Genomic DNA, 25,082 nt, shown 5'->3' with positions numbered 1-25,082 from the left:
GCCTACCCTTACTTGCCGCCCTTCTTCGCGGCCTTTTTACGCTCGTGCTCGAGAAGGTACTTCTTGCGAATCCGGATGGCGCCGGGTGTCACCTCCACCAGCTCGTCATCGTCGATGAACTCCAGCGCCTGCTCCAGCGTGAGCCGTTGCGGCGGCGTCAGGATCAGGGTTTCGTCGGTGCCGGCGGCGCGGACGTTAGTAAGCTGCTTGGCCTTGAGCGGATTAACCACCAGGTCGTTGTCGCGGTTGTGCAGGCCAATCACCATTCCCTCATAGACCTCGTCTCCATGGCCGACGAACAGCTTGCCACGATCCTGGAGGTTGAACAGCGCATAGGCGACCGCCTTGCCGGCGGCCATCGAAATCATCACACCGTTGGTGCGCTGCCCGTATTCCCCGGTCTTGGCAGGACCATAGTGGTCGAAGACGTGGTACATGAGGCCGGTGCCCGACGTCGCGGTGAGGAACTCGGTACGGAAACCGATCAGCCCGCGTGCCGGGATGATGTAATCGAGCCGGACACGACCCCGCCCGTCAGGCAGCATGTCGGTGAGCTCGCCGCCACGCTCGCCCAGTGCCTGCATGACCGCCCCCTGGTAGTCCTCCTCGACATCGACGGTCAGCTGCTCGAAGGGCTCTTCGAGCTTGCCATTCACCTCGCGGGTGATGACCTCGGGCCGGGATACGCCCAGCTCGTAGCCCTCGCGGCGCATGTTCTCGATGAGGATGCCGAGGTGCAACTCGCCACGACCGGAGACACGCATCCGTTCCGGATCGTCGGTATCCTCGACCCGCAGCGCGACATTGTGAACGAGCTCACGCATCAGCCGCTCGCGCAGCTGGCGCGAGGTGACGTATTTGCCCTCGCGCCCGACGAAGGGTGACGTATTGACCTGAAAGGTCATCGACACGGTTGGCTCATCGACCGTCAGTGCCGGCAGGGCCTCCACGTCGGCGGGATCGCAGAGCGTGTCGGAGATGTTGATCCGGTCAATACCGGTAAAGGCAATGATGTCGCCGGCGCTGGCCGAGGGAACCTCGACCCGGTTCAGACCCAGGAAACCGAGCACCTGGAGCAGACGCACGTTTCGCTTTTTGCCGTCGCGATCGACGCAGACCAGGTTCTGATTACTCCTGACACTGCCGCGCTCGATTCGGCCGATACCGATCACCCCGACATAGCTGTTGTAGTCGAGGGAAGTGACCTGCATCCGGAATGGTCCCTCAGCGTCCACCTGTGGCGCTGGCACCAGATTGCGCAGAAGTTCGAACAGCGGCGTCATGTCGCCACTGCGCACATCGGATTCGGTCCCGGCATAGCCATTCAGGGCCGAGGCGTAGATCACCGGAAAGTCGAGCTGTTCTTCGCTCGCGCCGAGGTTGTCGAACAGGTCGAAGGTCTTGTCCACCACCCAGTCCGGCCGGGCGCCGTCGCGGTCAACCTTGTTGACCACGACGATCGGCTTCAGGCCCAGGGCCAGGGCTTTTTCGGTAACGAACCGCGTCTGCGGCATGGGACCATCCACGGCATCGACCAGAAGCAGTACCGAATCGACCATGGACAATACGCGCTCGACCTCGCCCCCGAAGTCGGCGTGGCCCGGGGTATCGACGATGTTGACGCGCAGCTCCTGCCACTCGATCGCCGTATTTTTGGACAGGATCGTGATGCCCCGCTCTTTCTCGAGGTCGTTCGAATCCATGATGCGATCCTGCGCCTCGCCGCGCGACTCGAGGGTACCCGACTGTTGCAGCAGCTGATCCACCAGGGTGGTCTTGCCGTGGTCGACGTGGGCGATAATGGCGACGTTACGCAGATTGCGTACGTCGGACTGGGCTGGATCGGTACTCATGGAATCTTCCTGACGGCTCGTGAACGAGCGATTTATGTAAACTCCCCAGTATACAGATTAAGCGGATTCATTCGAATTGATCCATCCCCATGCTTCTAACGCCGTCCGAGGAGGAACGCCACCAGCAGCAGAAGCGGGAACACCTCGAGCCGCCCCAGCAGCATCAGCACACTGAGTACGACCGCCGCGCCCGGCTCCAGATCGGGGCCGGCAACCCCGGTGCCAAGGCCGGAGTTGAAGAGCGCCGAGGCGGTATCGAAAAACACGTGGGCGAGTCGGGTATCGGCGGGCAGCCAGTGGAGCATGACGAACACCCCCAGCAGCCACAGCAGCATGAAGATACCCACCAGGCGCAGGGCGGTATGGCCGAGTGAGGCCATCTGCGCCGGGGTGATACGCGCACCGTCGTAGCGTAGCACCACCACCTCGTGCGGCGTCGCACGCAGCGAGCGGAGCTGGCCGACCAGGTCCTTGAGCAAGAGCCCCACCCGGAGCAGCTTGATGCCGCCGCTGGTCGATCCGGCCATCCCGCCCATCAGTACGGCCATCAACACCAGAAGCAGTGCCGCATCCGCCCAGGCCGACAAATCGGCGGCCGCGAATCCCGCGGACGTGATCGCCGACACCCAGACCAGCACCGAGCTGATGAGCGTATCGCTGCCGAGGGTCAGCCAGCGCTGCCCCCAGAGCAGCAGAAAACCGCCCAGCAGCACCCAGACCAGCACCCGCACCTCGACGAGCTCCCAGAGGGACCGGGGCGAGACCCGCTCGACAATCAGCCGGTAGTGGATAAGGAAACTCACCGCGCCGGCGAGCATGATCGGCACATACGCGAGCTGAACATGCTCCGGGGCGCTCATCAGGCTGTCATCGGTGATCGTGAATCCACCGGTCGCGATCGCCGTCATCCCGTGATTGATCGCCCGCCAGGGCGGCTCGCCGACGATCCATAGCAACGCGATCGCACTAAGCGTATACCCCACGTAGATCGCCCACATGGTCTGTACAGTCGATTTGACAGTGGGCAGGATCTTCTCGTCGCGCGCCTCGGAGAAATAGAGGTTAATGGCGCCGCGCTCGGCCGGAACGATCGCGAGCAGCAGCAGAATGACGCCGATTCCGCCGACCCACTGACTGAAACTCCGCCACCACTGGATGTGATGTGGCAGCTCCGAGGCCGCCGCCACCACCGTCAGCCCGGTGGAGGTGAACCCCGAAACCGATTCGAAAAACGCATGTGCCGGCTGCCGGAACAGCTGCATCGCCGCCTCTGCCGACAACGGCGCCAGATGCGCGCTGACGAATACCGGGATCGCGCCAATGATCGCAATAAGCACCCAGCTGATGCCCGCGATCAGCATCGAATGATAGCGATAGAACCGATCCCGGCCCCGTGTCGCCCGGACCAGCGACTGGCCGGTGATCAGTGCGATCGCCGCAGTCAGGGCAAACCCCCATGCGCCCCACCACTCGTCCGCCCAACCGGCCACCGGGATCGAAAGCAGCGCCATCAGGCCGGGGACATGCAGCAGAAAACCGGTACCGCGCAGTACCTCGCGCACGCTGTCAGCCTTCCAGGTGACGCTCGCGGAAGGCGAGCCGGCGCCGGCCGCGAAGGCGCTCCGCCGCGAAAAGGATAACCCCGTCCCCCGCCGCCAGCTTCTCGCCATCGGCAAGCCGTCGGGTCTTCCCCTCGCGGACCCGGGCGAGCAGCTGGAGATCCTCCCCCAGCAGCTCGCGACGGCGGATTTCAGCGGCTTCCAGACCCACGAGCGGCGACTTCTCGCCGAGCTTGAGCTCAATGATTTGCTGGCCACCGCGCAGCGTCGTCACGTCGTGGGTCTCGGGTAGCAGGGTGATATCCAGCAGATGCTGGGCGACCAGCCGTTCCGGATCGGACAATACCCGAACCCCGAGGCGACGGAAGATGGGGATATGCGAATCCCGGTTCACGGTGGCGGTTAGCGTCTCCACGCCCACCTCTTTCGCGAGCAGCACCGCCATGAGATTGGTGGAATCGTCATCCGTGGTCGCGATCAGGGCCTCGGCCCGGGCCAGCTGGCTTTCCGCCACGAATGCGTCGTCGCCGACGTCCATGGCGAGCACACGTACGTCATGCCGCTCGGCACAGGCATCCGCGAGTGTCGGATCGCTTTCCACCACCACAAGGTTGTTATTGGTGGTCGCCAGTGCCTGTTCGATCAGGCTGTTACCGACCGTTCCGGCCCCGATCACGACTATCATCATACGCTCAGCACCGGTGCCTCCATCGCCGCGACCTGCTCGCGCAGGGTCAGCACATGGTCTTCCCAGTAACGCTCGGTCCCGAACCAGGTGAAGGTCGCGGGGAACGCCGGGTCGTCCCAGCGCCTTGCCAGCCACGCGGCGTAGCTCATGATTCTTAACGTGCGCAGGGCCTCGAGCAGGTGGAGCTCGCGCGGGTCGAACTCACGGAACTGCTCGTAACCGGCCACCAGGTCACTGAGCTGTAGCGTTCGCTCGGCGCGGTCACCACTGAGCAGCATCCAGAGATCCTGAATCGCCGGTCCGGTCCGGCAGTCATCGAGATCCACCAGGTGAGGCCCCCGATCGGTCCAGAGGATATTACCGGGGTGGAAGTCGCCGTGCAGGCGAATGGAGGCACAGCCCGCCGCCCTTTCCCGGGCCTCATCGATCGCGGCGAGCAATTCGTCGGTGACCGCCCGGTAAGGCGCCTGGACGCCCGCCGGTATCCAGTCGGCCGCAAGCAGCCAGTCACGGGTCTGACGCCCCATGACATCGGCGTCGAGAACCGGCCGGTGCTCGAACACGCCGGCCTCGCCCACGGTATGCATGCGTCCCAGCAGTCGGCCGAGCCACTCCCGCGTATCCGGGTTATCGAGTTCGGGCGCATGACCGCCGCGCCGGGGATAGAGCGCGAAACGGAAACCGGCGGCATGATGCAGGGTCCGGTGACCGAGGCTGATCGGTGCCACCACCGGGATGTCGTGTTCGGCCAGCCGGGCCGCGAAGGCATGCTCCTCGAGGATCGCCTCATCCGGCCAGCGATCGGGCCGATAGGCCTTGAGAATCATCGGATCGCGTTCCTCGACGCCCAGCTGATAGACCCGGTTCTCGTAGCTGTTGAGCGCCAGCAGGCGGCCGTCGGCATGAACGCCGGCGGCCTCCACCATGTCCAGCAGCAGGGCGGGCTGGAGGCAGGCAAACGGATGCTCGCCGGACCGCGGATCAGTCATTGGCCGGCGTATCCGGTGTCACGCGAAGAGTCTCCCAGACCGGCGTGAGATCGCGGGGAATGGGCTCGAGCCGGCCAATCTCGATCCAGGGGAAGTCGGGGTCGTGGAAGTCCGAGCCCTTGGAGGCAGTCAGGCCGAATCGGCGCGCCAGCGCCGCGGCCGCCGACAAATCGTCGCGCCCGCCGCCACCATTGGCGACCTCGATCGCCCCACCGCCCGCGTCCACAAAGGCCTGAATCACCGCCCGCAGGGCGCCGCGAGACAGGCCATAGCGCAGCGGATGGGCGAAAACCGCGGTGCCACCGGCCGCATGGATCCAGGCGACCACCTCGTCGATGCTCGCCCACTGCACGGCGGCGTAACCCGGACGACCGCGCTTGAGATAGCGCTCGAACGCCGCCTGGAACGTCGGCGATGCCCCCTGCTCGACCAGTGCGCGGGCAAAGTGTGCACGTCCCGGAACGCCACTCGCCAGTTGCGCTACCCGATCACCCATGCCGGGAACACCTGCCCCCGCCAGCCGCTCGGCGATCCGGGCGGCGCGGTCGTGGCGCTCGGCCTGCTGTCGCGTCACGCCCTCGACCAGTGCCGGAGAGGTGATATCGATATCGAGGCCAACAATATGCACCACACCGCGAGCCCATCGCGCCGAAAGTTCGATGCCGGCCAGACACGCAATGCCCTGCTCGCGAGCGCTTGTCTGCGCCTCGGCCACGCCATCAACGCTATCGTGATCGGTCAGTGCCATCAGCCGAACACCTGATTCAGCCGCGCGCTCCACCACGGCCGCCGGCGACAGGTGGCCATCCGAGGCGGTACTGTGCATATGGAGATCAACGCGGCTAACGGACACGGGCGTCTTACTTGTGGCCTTAATGGCCCCATCCTATAATGAAATGCTCGGCAGCCGCAGGCTGCCGTTTGTTTTTGGAGGTCATCACCATGTCAACGGCCCTGATGCCCACGTACAAACGCCTGTCGGTCGCGTTCCAGCGCGGCGACGGGGCATGGCTCGAAGATACCGAGGGATACTGGTACCTCGACGCACTGTCGGGCATTGCCGTCTGCGGACTGGGCCATGCCCATCCGGACGTCGCTACCGCCGTTGCCGATCAGGCGCAAACTCTGGTGCACACCTCCAATCTCTACGAGGTGCCGCACCAGTCGCGCCTCGGCGAGCGGCTCTGCGCCCTGTCCGGCCTGGAGCAGGTCTTTTTCGCCAACAGCGGTGCCGAGGCCAACGAAGCGGCCATCAAGCTGGCACGGCTCTACGGCTACAACCACGGCATCGAGGCACCGGAAATCATCGTCGCCGAGAACGCGTTCCACGGCCGCACGCTGGGCGCACTCACGGCCACCGGCAACCAACGCGCCCAGACCGGTTTCGGTCCCTTGCCCGAGGGCTTCGTGCGGGTTCCCTACAGCGACACCGGCGCGATCCGCGCGGCCGCGACCGACCGGACGGTTGCGGTCTTTGTCGAACCCATCCAGGGCGAAGGCGGCATCGTCGTCCCCGATGATGACTACCTCCCGGCCCTGCGCCGCCTCTGTGACGAGCGGGGGTGGCTGCTCATGCTCGACGAGGTGCAGTCAGGGGTCGGTCGCACCGGCCGCTGGTTCGCCCATCAGCACGCCGGCATCCGCCCGGATGTGGTGACACTCGCCAAGGCCCTCGCCAACGGGGTACCCATCGGCGCCTGCCTCGCCGGTGGACCGGCGGGTGGCGTGCTGGGCCCCGGCAGTCATGGCACGACTTTCGGCGGCAATCCGCTATCCAGCCGGGCGGCACTCGCGGTCCTCGATGTCATCGAGCGCGACGGTCTGCTGGAGCACGCGGCGGCGGTCGGAGACCGGATGATCGGCCGCCTGCGTGAGGCCCTCGCCAACGTCCGGGGGATTCACGAGATCCGCGGACGGGGGCTGATGATCGGTGTCGAGCTGGACGGGCCCTGTGCCGATCTGGTCCCGCAGGCCCTCGAGGCGGGCATTCTGATCAACGTGACGGCGGGGCGGGTTGTGCGCCTTCTGCCGCCACTGACTTTCACCAACGAGCAGGCCGACCGACTGGTCGACACACTGACGCCATTGATCGAGAAGACCGCAGAGGCAATCGCCGATGAAACGGCCGAGCTTGCCTGAGGCTTACAGGGGAAACGGATGTCATCGCGCCACTTTCTGACTCTCGCCGATATCAGCGCCGAGGCGCTCGAGACCCTGCTACGGCGGGCTGCCGAACTGAGGGAACTGCACCAGGCCGGGAGTCTCCACGAGCCTCTGCGTGGCCGGGTACTGGGAATGATCTTCGAGAAGTCCTCGACCCGCACCCGGGTGTCGTTCGAGGCCGGCATGGCCCAGCTCGGCGGAAGCGCCCTGTTCCTCTCACCGCGGGACACCCAGCTCGGCCGCGGCGAGCCGGTCGAGGACACCGCACGGGTGCTGTCAGGGATGGTGGACGCGGTCATGATCCGCACATTCGCCCACGAGACCGTTGAGCGCTTCGCCCGGGCGTCCCGCGTCCCCGTCATCAACGGCCTGACCGATGAGCATCATCCCTGTCAGCTGCTCGCCGATCTGCAGACCTGGCAGGCTCACCGGGGCGAGCTCCGCGGTCGGACCGTCGCCTGGATGGGCGATGGCAACAACATGTGCCGATCGTGGATGCAGGCCGCCGAGCTCATGGACTTCCACCTGGCGATCGGTGCGCCGTGCGCTTACGCACCGGCGGACCTGGCCGAGTACCCCAACAGCCGCCACGAGCCCGACCCGTTCGCCGCGGTGGCCGGTGCGGACCTGGTTGTCACCGACGTCTGGGCGAGCATGGGGATGGAGGACGAGCAGGACGCGCGCCTGTCCGACTTCAGCGCCTACCAGGTCAACGAAGCCCTGATGGCGGCGGCCGGCGAGGACGCACTGTTCATGCACTGCCTGCCGGCCCACCGGGGGGAAGAGGTCACCGCCGAGGTCATTGACGGTGACCGGAGCGTGGTCTGGGAGGAGGCGGAGAACCGCCTCCATGCCCAGAAGGCGCTGCTGGAGTGGCTGATCAGCGGGACCGCCTAGCGGCGGTCGCCGGTGGCCTCCTCGGCCATCTGCTCAAAGCTGATATGGCGGACATCCTTGCCGCGCACGAAATAGATCACGTACTCGCAGATATTGCGGGCACGATCACCAATCCGCTCCAGTGAGCGCGTCGCCCAGAGCACATCCAGCACCGGCGGCACGGACTTCGGGTGGTCTTCGAGGTTTTTCACCAGATTACGGATGATCGAGTCGTACTGCGAGTCCGCCTTGATGTCTTCCTGTGCCACGTGAACCGCCTGCTCGGCGTCCATGCGAGTGAAGGCATCGAGGGCTCCCCGAAGCATTCGCTTGATCTGTTCGCCCAGCGCCGAGATTTCCGCCATCGGACTGCGTTGCCGATCCTCTTCGAGCAGGTGAAGCGCCATACGGCCCACCCGCTCCGCTTCGTCGCCGATACGCTCAAGATCGGTAATGGTCTTGATGACCGACATAATCAGCCGGAGATCGCTGGCAGTCGGCTGTCGGCGCGCAAGCACATGGGTGCAGGCCTCGTCGAGTTCCACTTCCATGGCATTGACCCGATAGTCGGAGGTGACCACCTGTTGGCCCTTCTCCTGGTTGCCGGTCACCAACGCCTCGAGGGCCCCGTCGAGTTGCTGTTCAACGAGCCCGCCCATCGTCATCACGCGGGTGATGATCTGCTCGAGGTCCTCGTTGAACTGCTTCGAGATATGTTGCGAGAAATCTTTCTTATCCATGGAACTCGTTCCTGTGTCCTTGCGTTAAGCGCAACCCCGTCAACCGTAGCGCCCGGTAATGTAGCTCTCGGTCCCGGGGTGTTGCGGGTTCGTGAAAATGTTGTCGGTAACGCCGAACTCGATCAGCTCGCCGAGATACATGAACGCGGTTCGATGGGAGATTCGTGCCGCCTGCTGCATGTTGTGCGTCACGATCACCACGGTCACCGTTTCGGACAGTTCCTGGACCAGGTCTTCGACCTTGGCCGTGGCGATCGGATCGAGCGCCGACGTGGGCTCGTCAAGCAGCAGGATTTCCGGGTTGGGGGCGAGCGCACGGGCGATGCAGAGCCGCTGCTGCTGACCGCCGGACAGCTCGTAGGCCGAGCCGTGCAGCTTATCCTTTACCTCGTCCCAGATGGCCGAGCGCCGCAGTGCCTGCTCCACCGCCTCGTCAATCACCGAGCTGTTCTTGATTCCACGCACCCGCAGTCCGGCAGCGACGTTTTCGTAAATCGATTTCGGAAACGGGTTGGGCTTCTGGAACACCATCCCCACCCGCAACCGGACCAGCACCGGATCGGAATCATCACCGATAAGGTTTTCTTCCTCGGGCTCGAGGACGATCTTTCCTTGATATCGATTGCCGGGATAGAGGTCATGCATCCGGTTGAGACTGCGGAGCAGCGTCGACTTGCCACAGCCTGATGGCCCGATGATCGCCGTGACATGCCGGTCGAGAATCGGCATCGAGACGTTCTTGATCGCCTGTGTTCCATCGGCGTAGAAAAAGCTGAAATCCTCCATCCGTGCGCGGAGGGGATTGCTTTCCGCGGCCGGCGGGATCGGCGGGAGTGATTCCGTCGTACTCTCGGGTGTCGCGTCTTTCACGGTCTCACTCGCGGTGTTTCGGGCACTAAGGGTTTCGGTATAGCTCATTGTATTCAGTTCCTGTATCCACGACGAAGCCGGAACCTGACCCAGATCGCCAGCCCATTGAGCGACAGCGTCAGTGCCATCAGCGTGACACCCGTTGCCGCTGCGATGATGTGAAATCCCTCCTGCGGCCTGGAGGTCCAGTTGAACATCTGGATCGGCAGCACGGTGAAGCTGTCATTCAGCCAGGCGAAGGAGATAAACGGGAAGTCTCCGGTCACCGGCGCCGATGGCAGGAAGGCGATGAAGGTCAGTGCGCCGATCGTAATGATGGGCGCCGTCTCGCCAATCGCCCGACTCAGGCCAACGATCGCCCCGGTCATGATCCCGGGCTTGGCAGCCGGAATAATGTAGTGCCACATCACCTGCCACTGGTCAGCCCCGATACCGTACGCCCCCTCCTTGATGATCGGTGGTATCGAGCGCACGGCTTCCCGTGTCGAGACAATAACGATGGGAAGAATCAGCAGCGCGAGGGTCATGCCTGCCACGAGAATGGTCTTGCCCAGACCGAGCCCGTAGACAAACAACCCCAGCGCGAGGAGCCCGTAGATAATCGACGGCACCCCCGCCAGGTTGGCGACATTGATCTCGATAATATTCGAAAGCCATCCCTTCTTTGCGTACTCCTCGAGATAGAGACCGGCGGCGACCCCCAGCGGGACCGCCAGAAGCCCCGTCACCACCATCACCAGGAGCGACCCGACCAGCGCGGAGAGGATCCCGGCATCCTCGGGATTCCGCGAGGGGAAGCTGGTAAGGAAATTGCCATCAATGGCGCCAAGCCCCCGGACCAGAAGGTCGCCGATGAGAGTCAACAGCAGCGTCATGGCGATTGCCATGACCAGCAACCCCCCCAGGGCAAAGAAGATATCCTTTTGATTGGCTTTGCGGACCGCTTCGAATGCCGATGCATCCGTCTTGGTTGCCGGCGCGGCTTTTGGGCCTTTAACCGTTGCCATATCAGTAAGCCTCGCGGAATTTCCGGCGCAGGTAGAAGCCGATTACATTGAATGACAGCGTGATGAGGAACAGCAGCAGACCCACGGCGAAGATCGTTGTATAGGCAAGCGATCCGTGGGCGACATCCCCCAGACTCATCTGGACGATATAGGCCGTAATCGTTGCCGCACCCTCACGCACATCCCAGGTGAGATTGGGATTCTGCCCGGCTGCCACTGCGAGAACCATTGTCTCGCCAATGGCGCGGGACAGTCCGAGGATGAAAGCCGCGGTGATGCCGGAGAACGCCCCGGGAATAACAACGCGGACCGCCACCTGCCAGCGCGCCATACCGAGGGCGTACCCCCCCTCGCGCAACCCGTTCGGCACTGCCCGCATCGCGTCTTCCGACACCGAGACGACATAGGGCAATATCATGATGCCGAGGATGATCCCGGGAACGAGCAGGTTGATACCCCTGAGCCCCGGAATGAACTGCTGGAGAAACGGGGTCATCACCAGGAGGGCGAAGTAGCCGTAGACCACCGTTGGAACGGCCTCGAGCATTTCCAGCGCCGGCTTGATCGTCTCTCGCACTGCCGGCTGCGCGTACTCGCTCAGGTAGATGGCCATGATCAGACCGAATGGAACGGCGATCAGCATCGCGATCCCGGATGTCTGGAGCGTCGCCGCCAGAAGCGGCAGCACGCCGAACTTCGGATCAATGAAAACGGGCGCCCACATCGTCGTGAACAGGAACTCCGACAGCGGCACCTGCATGAAGAAATCCCAGGATTCACTCACGAGGATGAAAACAATGGCGGTGGTGACAAACACGGACAGGCTGGCGCTGAGGAAAAGGAACACCTCCATGCTCCGCGCGATCAGCTTGCGCCGCTTCACAAACCCCTGCTCACGGAGCTCGGTCGCTGTCGGTATTTTCGGGTTAGCCACATTCGCTCCCATGTATTAAAACGGCGGGCCGCCTGGCCCGCCGTGATCAAAACGGGTCCTTAGTTTGACAGGAGATCGCTGACGCTTACACCGATCTCGGAGCCGCCATCGAAATAGCTACCGGTGGTCCCTGCCTCGATCTTGGCAAGGCCCTGGTCGAACGCCGAATCAGGCAGCGCCAGGTAGCCCGTTTCACGGACCAGCTGAGGGGCCTTGTCCGCGTTGAACATGTACTCGGCAAAGTCGAGGACCTGCGGATCCTCTTTCAGATCCTCGGCATTGGCGTACATAAACAGCGGACGCGTCAGCGGCTGATACTCCCCGCTACCTGCCGTTTCGGTGGTCGGCGCCACGCAGTCGCCACCGTTGTAGGAGATTTCAACGGCATTCACGCGGCTACGGTTTTCCTCGACGTACGCCAGCCCGAGAAAGCCCATCGCATTCGGGTTCGTCGAGACGCCCTGAATGGTGATGTTGTCGTCCTCCGTCGCGGTGAAGTCGCCACGCGAGGCGCCCTCCTCGCCCACAACGGCAAAGGTGAAGTAGTCATACGTGCCGGAGTCGGTACCCGCGCCGAAGAGCGCCAGATCGCGATCCGGATAATCCGGGTTGATCTGGTTCCAGTTATCAACCTCGCCCTGCGCCTCGGGCCCGTAGGCCGTCGCCAGCTCGTCGGTGGTCATGCAGGACGCCCAGTCATTCTGCGGATGGACGATCACGGCAAGCGCGTCCATCGCGACCGGCATTTCGACAAACTCGATACCGTTCTCTGCACAGAGCTCCTTCTCGGAGTTCTTGATCGGACGCGAAGCCCCGCTGAAAGAGGTTTCGCCACGGCAGAATTTCTTGAAACCACCCCCGGTTCCGGAAATACCCACGACGACACGATTGCCCGTCTCGTTCTGATACTCCTCGGCGAAGGCCTCGGAGATCGGAAACACCGTCGATGAACCATCGACCTGAATCGCACCGGACTGAGCCATGACAGACAGAGGAGCCATCGCGACCAGCGACAGGGCGGAGGCGGTAAGCAGTGAATGTTTCATCGGGTTCAACTCCTGACTACGTCAATTAGGAGCCTTGAGACTAGCAACCATTGATGACGTTTTTATTGCAGCTCGTATCCGTGGCCGTGAGGGAAGACCGCCGTGAAGGTGCTCCCCTCTCCCACCGTGCTGTTGATTTCGAGCTCGGCGTCGTGACGTGACAGGACGTGTTTGACGATGGCAAGCCCGAGCCCCGTCCCCCCGCTTTTCGCGGATCGACCGCTGTCGGCACGGTAGAAGCGCTCAGTCAGCCGCGGAATGTGGTGGGGCGCGATACCGGGCCCGGTATCGGCGACGGCCAGGCAGGCCTTTCCTCCCGCCTGAAACCACTGGACATCGACAATGCCATTCTCCCCGGTGTAGCTGACCGCGTTGGCCAGCAGATTCGAGAACGCACTGCGCAACTCGTCCTCGTCACCCCGGATCATCAGCTCGCGATCAATCTGCGACTGTATCCGGTGACGCCCCCCGCTCAGGGATTCGGCCTCTTTCAGCACGTCATCGAGCACCGCTGGTATATCCACCGCGGTACTGGCCTTGCTACTGGCCTCCGTCTCAAGGCGGGAGAGGAGCAGCAGGTCCTCGATCAACCGACTCATCCGGTCGATCTGCTGTTCCATCAGCTGGGCCGGCCTTACCAGGGATTCCGCGTCCGGCGACTCCATGCTCGCGATCTCCTCCGACATGCCCCGCAGCACCGTCAGCGGCGTTCTGAGCTCATGGGTAATATTGCCGACGAAATCCCGCCGCATCGTCTCCAGGCGATGGATCTGTGTCAGGTCGCGGACCAGTAGCAGATGCTGGGCGCTGCCGTAGGCGCCAAGCCGTATCTCCAGTGTGCGGCGGCTATTCCGCGGGGCGGGGATGCGAACCGCCGCATTCAACTCGCCGGCAACAATGTGCTCGGCAAAGTCCGGATGGCGGATAAGATTTCCGATGCGCAGGAAGCGATCCCGCGGCCATTGCAAACCGAGATAGCGGGCTGCGAGCTCATTCCACCACAGCATTTCGCCGGACTCGGACAGAATGATCGTGCCATCAGGCATCGCCTTGACGCTGTCACTCAGCCGATCCATCAGCGCCACCAGGTACTGCTGACGCTGCCGGTAATGCCCGTGACGGCGAACGATGCTGTCGGCCAGGGCCCGCCAGACCCCGGATAACTCGGGTGGCCGGGACTTTCGACTTACCCGCAGCCAACGCTCGAGGCGATAGAAATTGACACCGTGGTAGACCAGAAAGCAAACCAGCGCGACGAGCAGCGCCTCCGGCAACACCCCGAAGATGAAACCGGTGAGAGCAATCACCGTGAACAGCGCCAGGGTCTGGGCAAGGAAACGGGGCCAGGGGTTGCTGGAAACCATGATCAGAAAACCCTATTCGACGGAAAACCGATAGCCCGCACCCCGCACGGTCTGCAGCAGATCATGGTGGCCCGAAGGCTCGAGCGCTTTACGCAACCGGCGGACATGGACATCAACGGTCCGTTCCTCGACATAAATATTCGCCCCCCAGACATTATCGAGGAGTTGCGCGCGATTGAAGACGCGATCGGGATGGGTCATGAAAAAATGCAGCAACCGGAATTCGGTCGGGCCCATCTCGATGGGTCGACCCGATTCCGTCACGCGGTGGCTGACCGGATCGAGCCGCAGGTCGCGGGACTCAAGGGGGGCATCGCCGTTGGTGGGCTGGACTCGGCGCAATACCGCCTTCACGCGTGCCACCAGTTCGCGGGGCGAGAATGGCTTGGGCACATAGTCATCCGCGCCGGCATCCAGTCCGCGGATGCGATCCGCCTCCTCGCCGCGGGCCGTCAGCAGGATGATCGGAATATCACGCGTGGCCCGCTCACGTTTGAGCCGTCGAGCGAAGTCGATGCCACTCTGTCCCGGCAGCATCCAGTCGAGCAGGACCAGATCCGGCTGGCTCAGGCGCATCGCCGCCTCGCCATCCTCCGCCGACTCGGCGTGGCGGACCCGATACCCGGCCCGCTCCAGGGCCATTGCCACCATCTCGCGGATCGCCGCCTCATCCTCTACAAGCAGAATGCTGGCCAAAGTCGCTTCCCCCTAACACTGTCACGGCGACAGTATAGAGTCATCCAGATTGCGACTCTGTGACAAGCCGAATGACCGACTGTCGCTGGCAGCCACTCCACGACATTGGTACATTCCCGCCTATGCGTTATTACTTCACGTTGACGGTCGTGCTTGCCGTCCTGTGGCTCGGTCTCTCGGGGATCTACAAGCCATTGCTGCTCGGGCTCGGTGTGGTATCGATCGGACTCGTCGTCTGGCTCGCCGAACGCATGGAGGTGCTGGGCGCGGAGCACGATCCCGCGCAGCTGTCCTGGCGCCTGGCTGTCTACTGGGGATGGCTGGTCTGGCAGGTCATTGTCTCCAATGTGGCGGTGGCACAGGCAGTCCTTGATCCGCGCCGCATCCGGCCGACACTCATCGAGGTGCCGGTCCGCCAGCGCACACGTGTCGGAAGGGTGACCTACGGCAACTCGATCACGCTGACCCCGGGCACGGTGACCACCTGGTTGCCCAGTAACGGGACCTTCGCAAAGGTGCACGCATTGCTGCCATCAGCCGTCGACGGGCTCAGGGCCGGCGACATGGAACGCAGGATCCTCTGGCTCGAGGGCAAAGGCTGATGGAGAGCGTGCTTCTTGCAACGATCCTCGCGATTTTCACGACAATGGCACTGGCGCTGTGGCGCGCCATTAAGGGACCGACCGTCTACGACACCATCGTGGGTGTGAACGTATTCGGCACGAAGACGGTCCTGCTTGTCGCCCTCATTGCCTATTTCTCCGGCAATCACGACCTGATTGATGTCGCGCTGGTGTACGCGCTGATTAATTTCATCGCCGTCGTCGCCGTCCTCAAGCTCATCGGCCAGCGCGACCTGGCCGCAAGCGGGGAAATATCGGATGATTGACGGGGCTCTTGATCTGATCTCCGCAGCGCTGCTGCTGGCGGGCGGCGCCTTTGCAATCATTGGCGGCATTGGTGTTGTTCGCTTTCCGGATATCTACACGCGCCTTCATGCCGGTGGCGTGACGGATACGATCGCGCCGCTGCTAATCGTCGGCGGGCTGATTCTCCAGTCCGGGGTCAATCTTCTAAGCTTCAAGATGCTGCTGATCCTGCTTTTCCTGCTCTTCACCACGCCGACGGCCTCGCATGCGACCGCTCGCGCCGCGCTCGCCGGCGGTGTGCGACCGATGCATGACGAGACTCACGATCAGACGGGAGAGTCGCCATCGAACACCTGATCGACATCATTCTGTTGCTGTTCCTGATCGTGATCGCGGCGACGGTGGTGGTGACACGGGATCTGCTCAAGGCGACGATGCTGTTTGCGATCTACTCGCTGGTCATCGCCGGCTTCTTTGCCAATCTCGACGCCGGTGACGTGGCGCTGACCGAGGCGGCGGTAGGTGCAGGCATCGGTACCGTGCTGCTGCTCGCCGTGCTCAGCCTCGTGCCGCGATACGAGCACCGTCATGCCGGTCATAGCCTGCCGGCCCTGGTCATTGTGACCATTACCGGTGCTGCCCTTGTCTATGCCTCCTTCGACCTCCCGGCATTCGGGCAACCCGGCAACCCGGTTCACCAGCACCTGGCGCCCTATTTCATCGAGCAGACCTACGCGGATACCGGCATACCCAATCTGGTGGCCGCCATCCTCGCGAGCTATCGCTCCATCGACACCATGGGTGAAGCGGTTGTGATTCTTACCGCCGGAATCGTAGTCTACGCCCTCCTTGCCGCGCCGCCGCGGCAGCGACGTCGACACGGGAAGCAGGATCGGTCATGAGAAACAACGCCATTCTGTTGGTGGTTGCGCGATTCGCCATACCGCTTGTCATGCTCTTCGGTCTGTATATCCAGTTCCACGGTGAGTACTCGCCGGGCGGGGGTTTCCAGGCGGGCGTGCTGTTCGCATCGGCATGGATCCTGTTTGTATTTATCTACGGTCTGGACACCGGGCTGCGGGTCATCCCGCAACGCGTGATCTACGCCCTTGCCGCCCTCGGTGTCCTCCTCTACGCGCTGATCGGTCTGCTGGGTGTTTTCCTCGGCGGGCGCTTTCTCGATTTCTACCCCCTCCTCGATGCGCCCAAGGCGGCACAACAGACCGGCGTCATCCTCGTCGAGCTCGGTGTCGGTATTACCGTGGCGGCGGTCGTGATGCTCATCTTCCTGCTGTTCGTCCAGCGCCGCGCCGCCACTCTGGCGGCGGGTCTCGACCCCGACGCGGCGGACGCCGTGCAGGATGACAGGGAATGACTTTTATCAGCCTGTTCAACTACTGGGCGGTGATCGCGCTGATGATGACCGGTTATTACTGCATGATCGTGCGCGGCAACATGCTCAAGAAGGTTATTGGCCTGGGAATCTTCCAGACCTCGGTATTTATCCTGTTCATCTCCGCGGGAAAGGTTATCGGCGGATCGACACCCGTGCTTCGGGAGGGCGTGTCGACGTATTCCAACCCCCTCCCCCACGTGATCATCCTCACCGCCATCGTAGTCGGCATTGCCACCACCGCGGTGGCGCTGGCGCTGACCGTTCGCATCCGCGAGGCGTACGGCAGCATCGACGACGATGATATCGACGATGCCGCCGAGGAGGACGATCGCGTATGAGCTCGATCACCGAGCTGATGCCCTTTGTCGTCCTGATACCGCTGATCGCCGGACCGGTCTGCGTCCTGCTCCCGGGACGCGGGTTGCCGTGGCTGCTGGCCACATTCGCCATGACCACGGCGTTCATCATTGCCGCCCTCGTGCTGGCAGCGGTCTTTGATGGCGGCACGCTGCGCTATGCTTTCGGTGACTGGCCACCGCCGGTGGGTATCGAGTACCGGGTGGATGCGGCCAACGCCTTCGTCGCCCTGCTCATTACCGGCGTGTCGGCGATCCTCCTGCCATGGGGCAAACCCCTGGTCGATGACGAGGTGCCTGAACGTCAGGGCAGTTTCTACGCCCTGGTGCTGATCGCGCTCGCCGGGCTCCTCGGCATCACGCTGACCGGCGATGTCTTCAACGTCTTCGTTTTCCTCGAGATTTCGTCACTGGCGACTTACGGCCTGATCGCCCACGGCCGCGACCGGCGGGCGCTGATCGCGGCGTTCCGATACCTGATCATGGGGACAGTGGGTGCGACCTTCCTGCTGATCGGCATTGCCGTGCTCTACATCCTGACCGGCTCGCTCAACATGCTGGATATCGCCGAGCGCCTGCCCGTGGGCGAGGGCTCGAGGGCACTCGATGTCGGTCTCGGGTTCATCGTGGTCGGACTTTCAATCAAGCTCGCGCTCTTCCCGCTCCATCACTGGCTACCGAATGCCTATACCTACGCTCCGTCGCTGATCAGCGCCCTGATCGCCGCCACTGCCACCAAGGTCGCACTCTATGTGCTGCTGCGCTTCATCTTCGATGTCTTTGGCCCGGCTTACAGCTTCACCGCGCTGCCCCTCGCCGCGGGCTTGATGGCGCTCGCCATTGGCAGCATGTTTGTCGGCTCGTGGCTGGCGATCCTGCAGAGCAACCTCAAGCGCATGCTTGCCTACTCATCGGTGGCGCAGGTCGGCTATATGGTACTGGGCGTCAGCCTGACGACGGTGTCCGGCCTGACCGCCTCGTTCCTGCACCTGTTCAATCACGGTCTGATGAAGGCCGCCCTGTTTGCCTCTGCCGGGCTCATGGTCTATCGCTGCGGCGGTATGGGCATGAACGATCTGCGGGGCATCGGCCGGCAAATGCCCTGGACACTGACCGCCTTCGCCCTCGCCGGCGTCAGCCTCGTCGGACTGCCGCCCACGGCCGGGTTTATCAGCAAGTGGTATCTCCTCACGGCGGCGGTGGATGCCGGTCAGCTCTGGCTGGTCGCGCTAGTTCTGATTACCTCGCTGATGGCGCTTTTCTACATCGCGCGGGTGGTCGAGATCGCCTGGATGCAGCCCCGGCCGGATGACGCGCCCGCGGTCGAAGAAGTGCACTGGACCCTGTTGCTGCCGGTCTGGGTACTGGTAGCCGCCAACTTCTGGTTTGGCATCGACACACGGCTCACCGTGGGCGGCGCGACGCGCGCAGCCGAGGCGCTGTCCAGCGGGGCGCTGCCATGACGCCTTTGCTTGCGGTCCTCATCCCGTTCATCGGTGCGGCGCTGATCGGCGCTGCCGCCCGGCGGCCCCGACTTCGCGACGGGCTGTGTTTCGCGCTACCGATTCCGCTGTTCCTGACCGTGGTTGGCGTCCTGGTGAACCGGGTCGGCGGCGGTGATGCCGGGGAGCAGACGCTGATCGAGTTGATGCCGGGGCTGACAATCACCCTCTCCGCACAACCGCTTGGCCTGGTCTTCGCGCTGCTAGCCTCGACGCTGTACATCGCGGCGACTCCCTATGCCATCGGCTACCTGCGGGCCGGGGGATACGGCCACGTTGCCCGGTTCATGGCCTGCTATGCGATCGCCCTTGGCGCGACCATGGGTATTGCCTTTGCCGAGAATCTGCTCACGCTCTACCTGTTCTACGAGATCCTGTCGATTTCGACCTATCCGCTGGTTGCCCACACCGGCACCGAGAAGGCCCGTAGCGGCGGTCGCACCTACCTTGCACTGCTACTGGTAACGAGCATTGGACTGATGCTGCCGGCGATTATCTGGATCTGGCATGCCACAGGCACTCTCAGCTTTACCAGCGGTGGAATCCTGACCGACGAGGTGCCGACCGGCGTCGGCGCGGTGGTGCTGGTGGTACTGATCTACGGCATCGGCAAAGCGGCAATCATGCCGTTCCACCGCTGGCTGCCAGCGGCGATGGTCGCTCCGACGCCGGTCTCGGCACTCCTCCATGCCGTGGCGGTGGTCAAGGCCGGGGTGTTCAGCGTGCTCACCGTTGTGTTGTACATCTTCGGACTCGAATACACACAATCGCTGGTCACGCAGCCAGCGATGCTCGCGATCGCCGTATTCACGATGCTAGCCGCTTCTCTTGTCGCCCTGCGCCAGGACAATCTCAAGGCTCGACTCGCCTATTCCACCGTCAGTCAGCTCGCCTACATCGTCACCGGTGCCCTCCTCGCCACCGAGTTATCGGCGATCGGCGGCGGTTTGCATATGCTCATGCACGGCTTTGGCAAGATCACGCTTTTCTTCTGTGCCGGCGCCATTTACGTCGCCAATGGCATCAATACCGTGAGTGGTATGGACGGTCTTGCGCGGCGAATGCCGCTGACCATGCTGGCGTTTTTCATCGGTGCGCTTTGCGTCATCGGACTCCCCCCCACGGGTGGCTTCTGGAGCAAGTGGTATCTGATCAGCGGTGCCTGGAGTACGGAGCAGTACCTGGTGGTCTCGGCCTTCGTTTTGAGCACGCTGCTCAATGTCGGCTACTTGATGCCGCCGGTCATGCGGGCATTCCTGCGCCCCCTGCCCGGTAACGACCCCGCCCGTCAGCGAGTCTCCGAAGCGCCCGCGCTGTGTCTGATCCCACTGCTGGTGACCGCCGCCGGTACCCTCGTACTGTTCATCCTCGCTGATCCCGCCTACCGGCTTCTGACCCTGGGCATTCCGTGATGATGGAAAGGGACATCGCATGAAACTGGTGAATGCAACCGCATCAATGCTCGAGGCGCTGGTCCGCTACGGCCGCGGGTTGCGGCTGGCGATGATCGCCCTGATGGCACTCGTCGTGCTGCTCGACATCCTCAAACCCTCCCATTACAGCCGCTTCCCGTGGGACGGGGTGCCCGGCTTTACCGCCGTGTTCGCTTTCCTGGGGGCGTTGTTGCTGATCGGCGTCTACAAGGCGATCGGCTTCGGGCTCGTCTACCGGCGCCCGGACTATTACCAGGACGACAACGAGGGGCCCGGGGATGGTTGAAGGGCTGCACCTCCACCCGGCGCTCCTGCTCATGCTCGGCGCGCTACCGCTGGCCGTGCTGCAGGGGCGTTCACGCCAGCTCTGGCAGCTGATCCTGCCATTACTGGTACTCGGTGCAGTGATGGCGCTGCCCGCAGACACAACGGTTCGCATTCAGCTGGTCGGGCTGGAGCTGGCCCCGCTGCGCGTGGACAAACTCAGCCTCGTGTTCGGCTATGTCTTTGCACTGATCATCTTCATTGGCAACTGCTTCGCGCTCCAGGTCGATGATGGCGCCCAGCACGTCGCGGCGGCCTTCTACGCGGCATCCGGCCTGGGGGCGGTATTCGCGGGAGATCTGATCACCCTGTACGTGTTCTGGGAGATCATGATGGTGGCGTCGGTCTGGTTGATCTGGCGTCGCCGGCGACAGGCCGCCTATGACGCGGGATTCCGCTACCTGATCATCCATGCGCTGGGCGGCATGCTTTTACTTGCGGGCATTATCGCCTACTGGCTCCACACCGGCAGTCTCGCATTCGAGGCGCTGGAAGGCGGGGGCGCGGCCTTCTATCTGATCCTGGTGGCGTTCCTGATCAACGCCGCCGCACCACCCCTGCATGCCTGGCTACCGGATGCGTATCCGGAAGCCACGGTCACCGGCACCGTGTTCCTCAGTGCATTCACCACCAAAACCGCCGTCTACGTGCTGGCGAGGGGGTTTCCGGGCACGGAGCTGCTGGTGTGGCTGGGGGTGTTCATGACGCTCTACGGCGTGATCTACGCCTTCCTGGTCAACGATATCCGCCGGCTTCTGTCCTATCACATAATCAGCCAGGTCGGTTACATGGTCGCTGGTGTGGGGCTCGGCAGCGCGCTGGCAATCAGCGGCGTCGCCGCCCATGCATTTACTCACATCCTCTATAAGGCGCTGTTGCTGATGGGCGCGGGCGCGGTGCTTCAGATGACGGGACGCAGCCGTCTGACGGAACTGGGCGGCCTCTACCGGAGCATGCCCGTGACTTTCCTGCTCTACATGATCGGGGGGCTTTCGATCTCCGCGTTCCCGCTATTCAGCGGCTTCGTGAGCAAGACCATGATCATCGAGGCGGCAGCCGTCGATGGACGAGGTGTCGTGTTCCTGCTGATGACCCTTGCCGGTGTCGGCACATTCATGAGCACGACCCTCAAGCTGCCGTGGTACACGTTCATGGGCCGTGACGCCGGACTAAGGCCCGCCGAGGCACCGCTCAACATGCGCATCGCCATGGGCATCGCGGCACTGCTGTGCTTTCTCATCGGCATCTTCCCCGGGTGGCTGTACGCCATTCTGCCCTACCCCGTGGACTACCAGGCGTATACCGCCGGGCACCTGATCAAGGAAATGCAGCTCCTGCTGTTCACGGGGCTGGGCTTTTTCCTCTTCCTTCGCGTTCTGGGTGGCAAGGAAAAGATCAGCCTGGATCTCGACTGGTTCTACCGTGTGCCGGGCAAGCAGACACTGGCGCGCGTCGGCAGTGGAATCCGGCGTATCGACACCGGGTTCCGGGACGCTTTCATGCTCGGTTTCCGTCGCGCCGAGGAGAAGGCAACCCATCTGCGCGTGAGTGGCTGGCCGCTGCGCAGCTGGCCGACCGGCTCAATGGCGTTCTGGACGGCGATCGTCCTCGCCTTGCTGCTGGCCTTCGGGATGGGGGAATAGCGTTCAGGCGCCAGTCCCGGGAAGGAGGAGATGGTGCCGGCGCACGGATTTGAACCGCGGACCTACGCATTACGAATGCGTTGCTCTACCAACTGAGCTACGCCGGCGACGAAGCGAATATTAGACGAGCTGGCCGCTTCAGACAAGCGCTAGCGCCAGCAGCGCCGCACCTGATCCGGATCGGTCACCACACCGCCGCCGGTGCCAGTCATCACCGCGCGGCGGCCATCATCGCGCACCACCAGCGCCCGGCAATCACCGTATCCCCCCATCCCTGCGTCGGCATCGAGGGGGATGACCCGGAGCTGCCAGGCCACTGGATCCGTCGTGATGGCTCCCCAGCCCGTCTCCCCCGGGATCCCCGCCTCGAAGCGGTAACGATCGGCCAGACGGCCCTCGCAGGCCACACCCGCAGTATCAATCGCGAACCCCTCGTAGTCGGCCTCGATCAATCGGTATCGCTCCAGGCGACTCGCGAGTTCGAGCAGACAAGCGCCGGCCTGCGTCGCCTCGACGCGTTTCGTGGGCTGCAGGTAACCGGGCATGGCAAGCATCGCGAGGGTGGCAATGATCGCCAGAACAACCAGCATCTCGAGCAGCGTGAATCCGTTTCGCCTGACCATGACCCAAGCCTGCCGGTAACCGACCGGCGGTGCCCGATCCACCCGACTGCTGCGCTAGATTGGTCGACCACCGGTTACAGAGATCAGTAACACCCATGCACGAGCAGCGCGGCTTCACCCTTCTCGAGCTCCTTGTCACGCTATCGCTGATGGCGCTACTGGCGACCCTGAGCGCACCGGTATTCTCGGATCTGGCCATGAAGACCCGGCTGGATACCGCGACCGACCAGCTCCACCTTGCCATTCGCCACACCCGCAATGCCGCCGTGGCACGCGGTACGCCGGTCGTCATACGGGCGAAGAGCAATGGCTGGGAGCGCGGCTGGACGATCTTCGTGGATCGCAACGCCGATGGTCGCTATCAATCTGGCGAATACCGGCTGCGGACGGCCGAACCGTTACCGACCTCGATCACTGTCACCGCCAACGCCGGCATCGGGGAGGCGCTGCACTATCAGGCCGATGGCGGCACCCGGCGCCCCAGTGGCAGCCTGCAGATGGGCACGTTGCATGTCTGCCGGCGCGCGGCGGACGGTGCGATCCGGGCCAGCCGGTCGATTATCATCAACGCCAGCGGACGGCCGCGGATCGAGCGCGCCGATATGTCCGCCGACGGCACCGGGTGCTGATCAGTCCGCGACGGTCTTGATCTCGCCTCGCTTCGGGATGGCACGCATCAGATCACGGGGCATGGAAAAGACGACATCCTCGGTATAGTTACCGCTGGTGTCCGGCCGCTGCACGCCCCACTCGACCAGCCGGTCGATCACCGCCTGCACCAGTGATTCCGGTGCGGAGGCGCCGGCGGTAACGCCAATGCGGCTGGCATCGGCGATCCAGTCGGCCTCGAGCTCCTCCGCCCGGTCGATCTGGTGAGCCGGCACGCCAAGCCGCTCGGAGAGCTCCGTGAGCCGGCGTGTATTGGAGCTGTTGGTCGATCCCACGATGATCATGACATCCACCTCGCCGGCCAGCTCACGCACGGCGTCCTGGCGGTTCTGGGTGGCGTAGCAGATGTCGTCCTTGCGGGGCGCCTCGATGCTCGGGAAACGCGCCTGAAGGGCCTCGATCACCGAGGCCGTGTCGTCCATCGACAGCGTGGTCTGGGTGACGAACGCCAGGTCATCGGGGTTCCTGACACTCAGGGCCTGTGCATCCGCCGGCGTCTCGACCAGATAGATGCCGCCCTGATCGGCACGCTCGCCAACGTACTGACCGATGGTGCCCTCTACCTCGGGATGACCGTCGTGACCGATGAGGATGACCTCGCGGCCCTGCCGGGCGTGCTTGCGCACCTCCATGTGGACCTTGGTGACCAGCGGACAGGTCGCATCAAAGACATGCAGCCCACGCTCGACCGCCTCGTCACGGACCGACTGCGAGACACCGTGTGCCGAGAAGATGAGGGTGGCGCCGGCCGGCACACCGTCGAGTTCCTCGACGAAGACCGCGCCCTTGTCGCGCAGATCATCGACGACGAGCCGGTTGTGGACCACCTCGTGGCGGACGTAGATGGGCCGGCCGAATGCCTCAAGTGCCTGTTCGACGATGCTGATGGCGCGATCGACACCGGCGCAGAATCCGCGAGGATTGGCGACTCTTATTTCCTGCATGATTCGGTTCTCCCGTAGCGCATCGAGACCGGCCGGGTCGGGTCAGCGGTTGTGACGCCAGTCCGACCAGGCCGTCAGTAGGATCATTCCGACCCCAACCGTAATGGCGGCGTCGGCAATATTGAAAGCGGGCCAGTGCCAGCCGGCGTAGTGGACATCGATGAAATCGACCACCCCACCCAGCCGGACCCGGTCAGCGAGGTTGCCCAGCGCACCGCCGAGGATCAGCCCGATCCCGGCGGCCTCGAATCGCCTGTCGGCGGCGAGTCCCCGAAGCCAGTGCAGCAGATACAGGCTCACCGCGAGGGCCACGCCACTCAGCAACCAGCGCTGCCAGCCCGGTGCATCCGCGAGGAAGCTGAACGCCGCGCCCGTGTTGAACGCAAGCATCAGATTGAGCACCGGCAAGAGCGGCTCCGGCCGATGCAGCGCCAGCTCGTTCATCGCCAGCCACTTGGTCACCTGATCGGCCACCAGCACCAGGCCAGCGATCAACAGACCGAAGCGTAGACTGCGGCCTATCACCGGCATCCGTGAC

Annotated in this window: 28 protein-coding genes and 1 tRNA gene; 13 read left to right on the top strand and 16 right to left on the bottom strand. The window is 63.5% G+C overall.

Going from position 1 to position 25,082, the window contains the following annotated elements; genetic code table 11:
- Nucleotides 1-8: 8 nt before the first annotated feature.
- The 5 genes from typA to EV698_RS00990 all read right to left on the bottom strand — a co-directional run bounded on the left by typA (nt 9) and on the right by EV698_RS00990 (nt 5,915).
- The gene (gene typA / locus EV698_RS01010) at nt 9-1,853 is read right to left on the bottom strand and encodes a translational GTPase TypA (protein ID WP_130502320.1); all 1,845 of its coding nucleotides are present in this window, start codon (nt 1,851-1,853) and stop codon (nt 9-11) included.
- A 95-nt stretch (nt 1,854-1,948) separates the two neighbouring features.
- Nucleotides 1,949-3,415, bottom strand: coding sequence for a TrkH family potassium uptake protein (locus tag EV698_RS01005; protein ID WP_165385677.1), 1,467 nt, complete (start codon nt 3,413-3,415; stop codon nt 1,949-1,951).
- 4 nt (nt 3,416-3,419) lie between these two features.
- Nucleotides 3,420-4,100, bottom strand: a complete 681-nt coding sequence (locus tag EV698_RS01000) for a potassium channel family protein (RefSeq protein WP_130502318.1) — start codon at nt 4,098-4,100, stop codon at nt 3,420-3,422.
- Nucleotides 4,097-5,089 carry a serine/threonine protein kinase gene (locus EV698_RS00995; RefSeq protein WP_130502317.1) on the bottom strand — a complete coding sequence of 331 codons (993 nt, stop codon included), beginning with the start codon at nt 5,087-5,089 and terminating at the stop codon, nt 4,097-4,099. The genes EV698_RS01000 and EV698_RS00995 overlap by 4 nt, the downstream gene beginning before the upstream one ends.
- Nucleotides 5,082-5,915 carry a PHP domain-containing protein gene (locus EV698_RS00990; protein WP_130502316.1) on the bottom strand — a complete coding sequence of 278 codons (834 nt, stop codon included), beginning with the start codon at nt 5,913-5,915 and terminating at the stop codon, nt 5,082-5,084. The genes EV698_RS00995 and EV698_RS00990 overlap by 8 nt, the downstream gene beginning before the upstream one ends.
- A 116-nt stretch (nt 5,916-6,031) precedes the next feature.
- Between EV698_RS00990 and EV698_RS00985 the strand changes: the two genes are divergently transcribed.
- Together EV698_RS00985 and argF are read left to right on the top strand one after the other, a co-directional pair.
- Nucleotides 6,032-7,228 (top strand): acetylornithine transaminase, encoded by a 1,197-nt coding sequence (locus EV698_RS00985; RefSeq protein WP_130502315.1) that lies wholly within the window; start codon nt 6,032-6,034, stop codon nt 7,226-7,228.
- Between the two features lie 18 nt (nt 7,229-7,246).
- The gene (gene argF / locus EV698_RS00980; RefSeq protein ID WP_130502314.1) at nt 7,247-8,149 is read left to right on the top strand and encodes an ornithine carbamoyltransferase; all 903 of its coding nucleotides are present in this window, start codon (nt 7,247-7,249) and stop codon (nt 8,147-8,149) included.
- On the opposite strand, the gene phoU is transcribed toward argF, so the two are convergent.
- From phoU to phoB, 7 genes are all read right to left on the bottom strand, one after another.
- Nucleotides 8,146-8,868 carry a phosphate signaling complex protein PhoU gene (gene phoU / locus EV698_RS00975; RefSeq protein WP_130502313.1) on the bottom strand — a complete coding sequence of 241 codons (723 nt, stop codon included), beginning with the start codon at nt 8,866-8,868 and terminating at the stop codon, nt 8,146-8,148. The genes argF and phoU overlap by 4 nt on opposite strands.
- A 39-nt stretch (nt 8,869-8,907) precedes the next feature.
- Complete coding sequence (gene pstB / locus EV698_RS00970) at nt 8,908-9,786, bottom strand: phosphate ABC transporter ATP-binding protein PstB (RefSeq protein ID WP_130502312.1); 879 nt, start codon at nt 9,784-9,786, stop codon at nt 8,908-8,910.
- 5 nt (nt 9,787-9,791) lie between these two features.
- The gene (gene pstA, locus EV698_RS00965) at nt 9,792-10,745 is read right to left on the bottom strand and encodes a phosphate ABC transporter permease PstA (RefSeq protein WP_130502311.1); all 954 of its coding nucleotides are present in this window, start codon (nt 10,743-10,745) and stop codon (nt 9,792-9,794) included.
- Between the two features lies 1 nt (nt 10,746).
- Entirely contained in the window at nt 10,747-11,679 is a 933-nt protein-coding gene (pstC, locus tag EV698_RS00960) for a phosphate ABC transporter permease subunit PstC (RefSeq protein WP_207220468.1), read from the bottom strand.
- A gap of 59 nt (nt 11,680-11,738) precedes the next feature.
- The gene (locus EV698_RS00955; RefSeq protein WP_207220467.1) at nt 11,739-12,725 is read right to left on the bottom strand and encodes a PstS family phosphate ABC transporter substrate-binding protein; all 987 of its coding nucleotides are present in this window, start codon (nt 12,723-12,725) and stop codon (nt 11,739-11,741) included.
- 62 nt (nt 12,726-12,787) lie between these two features.
- Nucleotides 12,788-14,089: a phosphate regulon sensor histidine kinase PhoR gene (gene phoR / locus EV698_RS00950; RefSeq protein ID WP_130502308.1), complete on the bottom strand. Its 1,302-nt coding sequence runs from the start codon at nt 14,087-14,089 to the stop codon at nt 12,788-12,790.
- 12 nt (nt 14,090-14,101) lie between these two features.
- Nucleotides 14,102-14,785: a phosphate regulon transcriptional regulator PhoB gene (gene phoB, locus EV698_RS00945; RefSeq protein WP_130502307.1), complete on the bottom strand. Its 684-nt coding sequence runs from the start codon at nt 14,783-14,785 to the stop codon at nt 14,102-14,104.
- A 71-nt stretch (nt 14,786-14,856) separates the two neighbouring features.
- Here phoB and EV698_RS00940 point away from each other — a divergent pair, with 71 nt between their 5' ends.
- From EV698_RS00940 to EV698_RS00895, 10 genes are read left to right on the top strand one after another with little or no spacing between them, the layout of a single operon-like run.
- Entirely contained in the window at nt 14,857-15,387 is a 531-nt protein-coding gene (locus EV698_RS00940) for a Na+/H+ antiporter subunit E (RefSeq protein ID WP_130502306.1), read from the top strand.
- On the top strand, nt 15,387-15,674 hold the full coding sequence (locus tag EV698_RS00935; RefSeq protein WP_130502305.1) for an MrpF/PhaF family protein: 288 nt from the start codon (nt 15,387-15,389) through the stop codon (nt 15,672-15,674). Before EV698_RS00940 ends, EV698_RS00935 begins: the two co-directional genes overlap by 1 nt.
- Nucleotides 15,667-16,011: a monovalent cation/H(+) antiporter subunit G gene (mnhG, locus tag EV698_RS00930; RefSeq protein ID WP_130502304.1), complete on the top strand. Its 345-nt coding sequence runs from the start codon at nt 15,667-15,669 to the stop codon at nt 16,009-16,011. Before EV698_RS00935 ends, mnhG begins: the two co-directional genes overlap by 8 nt.
- 14 nt (nt 16,012-16,025) lie before the next feature.
- Nucleotides 16,026-16,556: a DUF4040 domain-containing protein gene (locus EV698_RS00925; protein WP_239016162.1), complete on the top strand. Its 531-nt coding sequence runs from the start codon at nt 16,026-16,028 to the stop codon at nt 16,554-16,556.
- Nucleotides 16,553-17,029, top strand: coding sequence for a Na(+)/H(+) antiporter subunit B (locus tag EV698_RS00920; RefSeq protein ID WP_130502302.1), 477 nt, complete (start codon nt 16,553-16,555; stop codon nt 17,027-17,029). The genes EV698_RS00925 and EV698_RS00920 overlap by 4 nt, the downstream gene beginning before the upstream one ends.
- Nucleotides 17,026-17,388 (top strand): cation:proton antiporter subunit C, encoded by a 363-nt coding sequence (locus tag EV698_RS00915; protein ID WP_130502301.1) that lies wholly within the window; start codon nt 17,026-17,028, stop codon nt 17,386-17,388. Before EV698_RS00920 ends, EV698_RS00915 begins: the two co-directional genes overlap by 4 nt.
- A complete protein-coding gene (locus tag EV698_RS00910) occupies nt 17,385-18,869 on the top strand; it encodes a monovalent cation/H+ antiporter subunit D family protein (RefSeq protein ID WP_130502300.1) in 1,485 nt (494 codons plus the stop codon). The genes EV698_RS00915 and EV698_RS00910 overlap by 4 nt, the downstream gene beginning before the upstream one ends.
- The gene (locus EV698_RS00905) at nt 18,866-20,320 is read left to right on the top strand and encodes a proton-conducting transporter transmembrane domain-containing protein (protein ID WP_130502299.1); all 1,455 of its coding nucleotides are present in this window, start codon (nt 18,866-18,868) and stop codon (nt 20,318-20,320) included. The genes EV698_RS00910 and EV698_RS00905 overlap by 4 nt, the downstream gene beginning before the upstream one ends.
- A gap of 19 nt (nt 20,321-20,339) precedes the next feature.
- On the top strand, nt 20,340-20,627 hold the full coding sequence (locus EV698_RS00900) for a hypothetical protein (RefSeq protein ID WP_130502298.1): 288 nt from the start codon (nt 20,340-20,342) through the stop codon (nt 20,625-20,627).
- Complete coding sequence (locus EV698_RS00895) at nt 20,620-22,308, top strand: Na(+)/H(+) antiporter subunit D (protein WP_130502297.1); 1,689 nt, start codon at nt 20,620-20,622, stop codon at nt 22,306-22,308. The genes EV698_RS00900 and EV698_RS00895 overlap by 8 nt, the downstream gene beginning before the upstream one ends.
- Before the next feature lie 31 nt (nt 22,309-22,339).
- On the opposite strand, the gene EV698_RS00890 is transcribed toward EV698_RS00895, so the two are convergent.
- Nucleotides 22,340-22,415 (bottom strand) — tRNA-Thr (locus tag EV698_RS00890).
- A 42-nt stretch (nt 22,416-22,457) separates the two neighbouring features.
- Nucleotides 22,458-22,931 carry a type IV pilin protein gene (locus EV698_RS00885; protein ID WP_130502296.1) on the bottom strand — a complete coding sequence of 158 codons (474 nt, stop codon included), beginning with the start codon at nt 22,929-22,931 and terminating at the stop codon, nt 22,458-22,460.
- 95 nt (nt 22,932-23,026) lie between these two features.
- Here EV698_RS00885 and EV698_RS00880 point away from each other — a divergent pair, with 95 nt between their 5' ends.
- Nucleotides 23,027-23,560, top strand: coding sequence for a GspH/FimT family pseudopilin (locus EV698_RS00880; RefSeq protein ID WP_130502295.1), 534 nt, complete (start codon nt 23,027-23,029; stop codon nt 23,558-23,560).
- Here the strand turns inward: EV698_RS00880 and ispH are convergent, their stop codons facing one another.
- Nucleotides 23,561-24,544 carry a 4-hydroxy-3-methylbut-2-enyl diphosphate reductase gene (ispH, locus tag EV698_RS00875; protein ID WP_130502294.1) on the bottom strand — a complete coding sequence of 328 codons (984 nt, stop codon included), beginning with the start codon at nt 24,542-24,544 and terminating at the stop codon, nt 23,561-23,563. It lies immediately after the preceding gene.
- Between the two features lie 42 nt (nt 24,545-24,586).
- Nucleotides 24,587-25,075: a signal peptidase II gene (gene lspA / locus EV698_RS00870; RefSeq protein WP_130502293.1), complete on the bottom strand. Its 489-nt coding sequence runs from the start codon at nt 25,073-25,075 to the stop codon at nt 24,587-24,589.
- Nucleotides 25,076-25,082 lie beyond the last annotated feature (7 nt).

Source organism: Spiribacter vilamensis (genome assembly GCF_004217415.1).
Classification (GTDB): Bacteria; Pseudomonadota; Gammaproteobacteria; order Nitrococcales; family Nitrococcaceae; genus Spiribacter; species Spiribacter vilamensis.
This window is presented reverse-complemented; position numbering and strand designations above follow the sequence as displayed.

Coding starts and splice junctions, on each gene's coding strand:
- typA (WP_130502320.1), bottom strand. CDS start 1,853: ATGAGTACCGATCCAGCCCAGTCCGACGTACGCAATCTGCGTAACGTC.
- EV698_RS01000 (WP_130502318.1), bottom strand. CDS start 4,100: ATGATGATAGTCGTGATCGGGGCCGGAACGGTCGGTAACAGCCTGATC.
- EV698_RS00995 (WP_130502317.1), bottom strand. CDS start 5,089: ATGACTGATCCGCGGTCCGGCGAGCATCCGTTTGCCTGCCTCCAGCCC.
- EV698_RS00990 (WP_130502316.1), bottom strand. CDS start 5,915: ATGCACAGTACCGCCTCGGATGGCCACCTGTCGCCGGCGGCCGTGGTG.
- EV698_RS00985 (WP_130502315.1), top strand. CDS start 6,032: ATGTCAACGGCCCTGATGCCCACGTACAAACGCCTGTCGGTCGCGTTC.
- argF (WP_130502314.1), top strand. CDS start 7,247: ATGTCATCGCGCCACTTTCTGACTCTCGCCGATATCAGCGCCGAGGCG.
- phoU (WP_130502313.1), bottom strand. CDS start 8,868: ATGGATAAGAAAGATTTCTCGCAACATATCTCGAAGCAGTTCAACGAG.
- pstB (WP_130502312.1), bottom strand. CDS start 9,786: ATGAGCTATACCGAAACCCTTAGTGCCCGAAACACCGCGAGTGAGACC.
- pstA (WP_130502311.1), bottom strand. CDS start 10,745: ATGGCAACGGTTAAAGGCCCAAAAGCCGCGCCGGCAACCAAGACGGAT.
- EV698_RS00955 (WP_207220467.1), bottom strand. CDS start 12,725: ATGAAACATTCACTGCTTACCGCCTCCGCCCTGTCGCTGGTCGCGATG.
- phoR (WP_130502308.1), bottom strand. CDS start 14,089: ATGGTTTCCAGCAACCCCTGGCCCCGTTTCCTTGCCCAGACCCTGGCG.
- EV698_RS00940 (WP_130502306.1), top strand. CDS start 14,857: ATGACCGACTGTCGCTGGCAGCCACTCCACGACATTGGTACATTCCCG.
- EV698_RS00935 (WP_130502305.1), top strand. CDS start 15,387: ATGGAGAGCGTGCTTCTTGCAACGATCCTCGCGATTTTCACGACAATG.
- mnhG (WP_130502304.1), top strand. CDS start 15,667: ATGATTGACGGGGCTCTTGATCTGATCTCCGCAGCGCTGCTGCTGGCG.
- EV698_RS00920 (WP_130502302.1), top strand. CDS start 16,553: ATGAGAAACAACGCCATTCTGTTGGTGGTTGCGCGATTCGCCATACCG.
- EV698_RS00915 (WP_130502301.1), top strand. CDS start 17,026: ATGACTTTTATCAGCCTGTTCAACTACTGGGCGGTGATCGCGCTGATG.
- EV698_RS00910 (WP_130502300.1), top strand. CDS start 17,385: ATGAGCTCGATCACCGAGCTGATGCCCTTTGTCGTCCTGATACCGCTG.
- EV698_RS00905 (WP_130502299.1), top strand. CDS start 18,866: ATGACGCCTTTGCTTGCGGTCCTCATCCCGTTCATCGGTGCGGCGCTG.
- EV698_RS00900 (WP_130502298.1), top strand. CDS start 20,340: ATGAAACTGGTGAATGCAACCGCATCAATGCTCGAGGCGCTGGTCCGC.
- EV698_RS00895 (WP_130502297.1), top strand. CDS start 20,620: ATGGTTGAAGGGCTGCACCTCCACCCGGCGCTCCTGCTCATGCTCGGC.
- EV698_RS00885 (WP_130502296.1), bottom strand. CDS start 22,931: ATGGTCAGGCGAAACGGATTCACGCTGCTCGAGATGCTGGTTGTTCTG.
- EV698_RS00880 (WP_130502295.1), top strand. CDS start 23,027: ATGCACGAGCAGCGCGGCTTCACCCTTCTCGAGCTCCTTGTCACGCTA.
- ispH (WP_130502294.1), bottom strand. CDS start 24,544: ATGCAGGAAATAAGAGTCGCCAATCCTCGCGGATTCTGCGCCGGTGTC.
- lspA (WP_130502293.1), bottom strand. CDS start 25,075: ATGCCGGTGATAGGCCGCAGTCTACGCTTCGGTCTGTTGATCGCTGGC.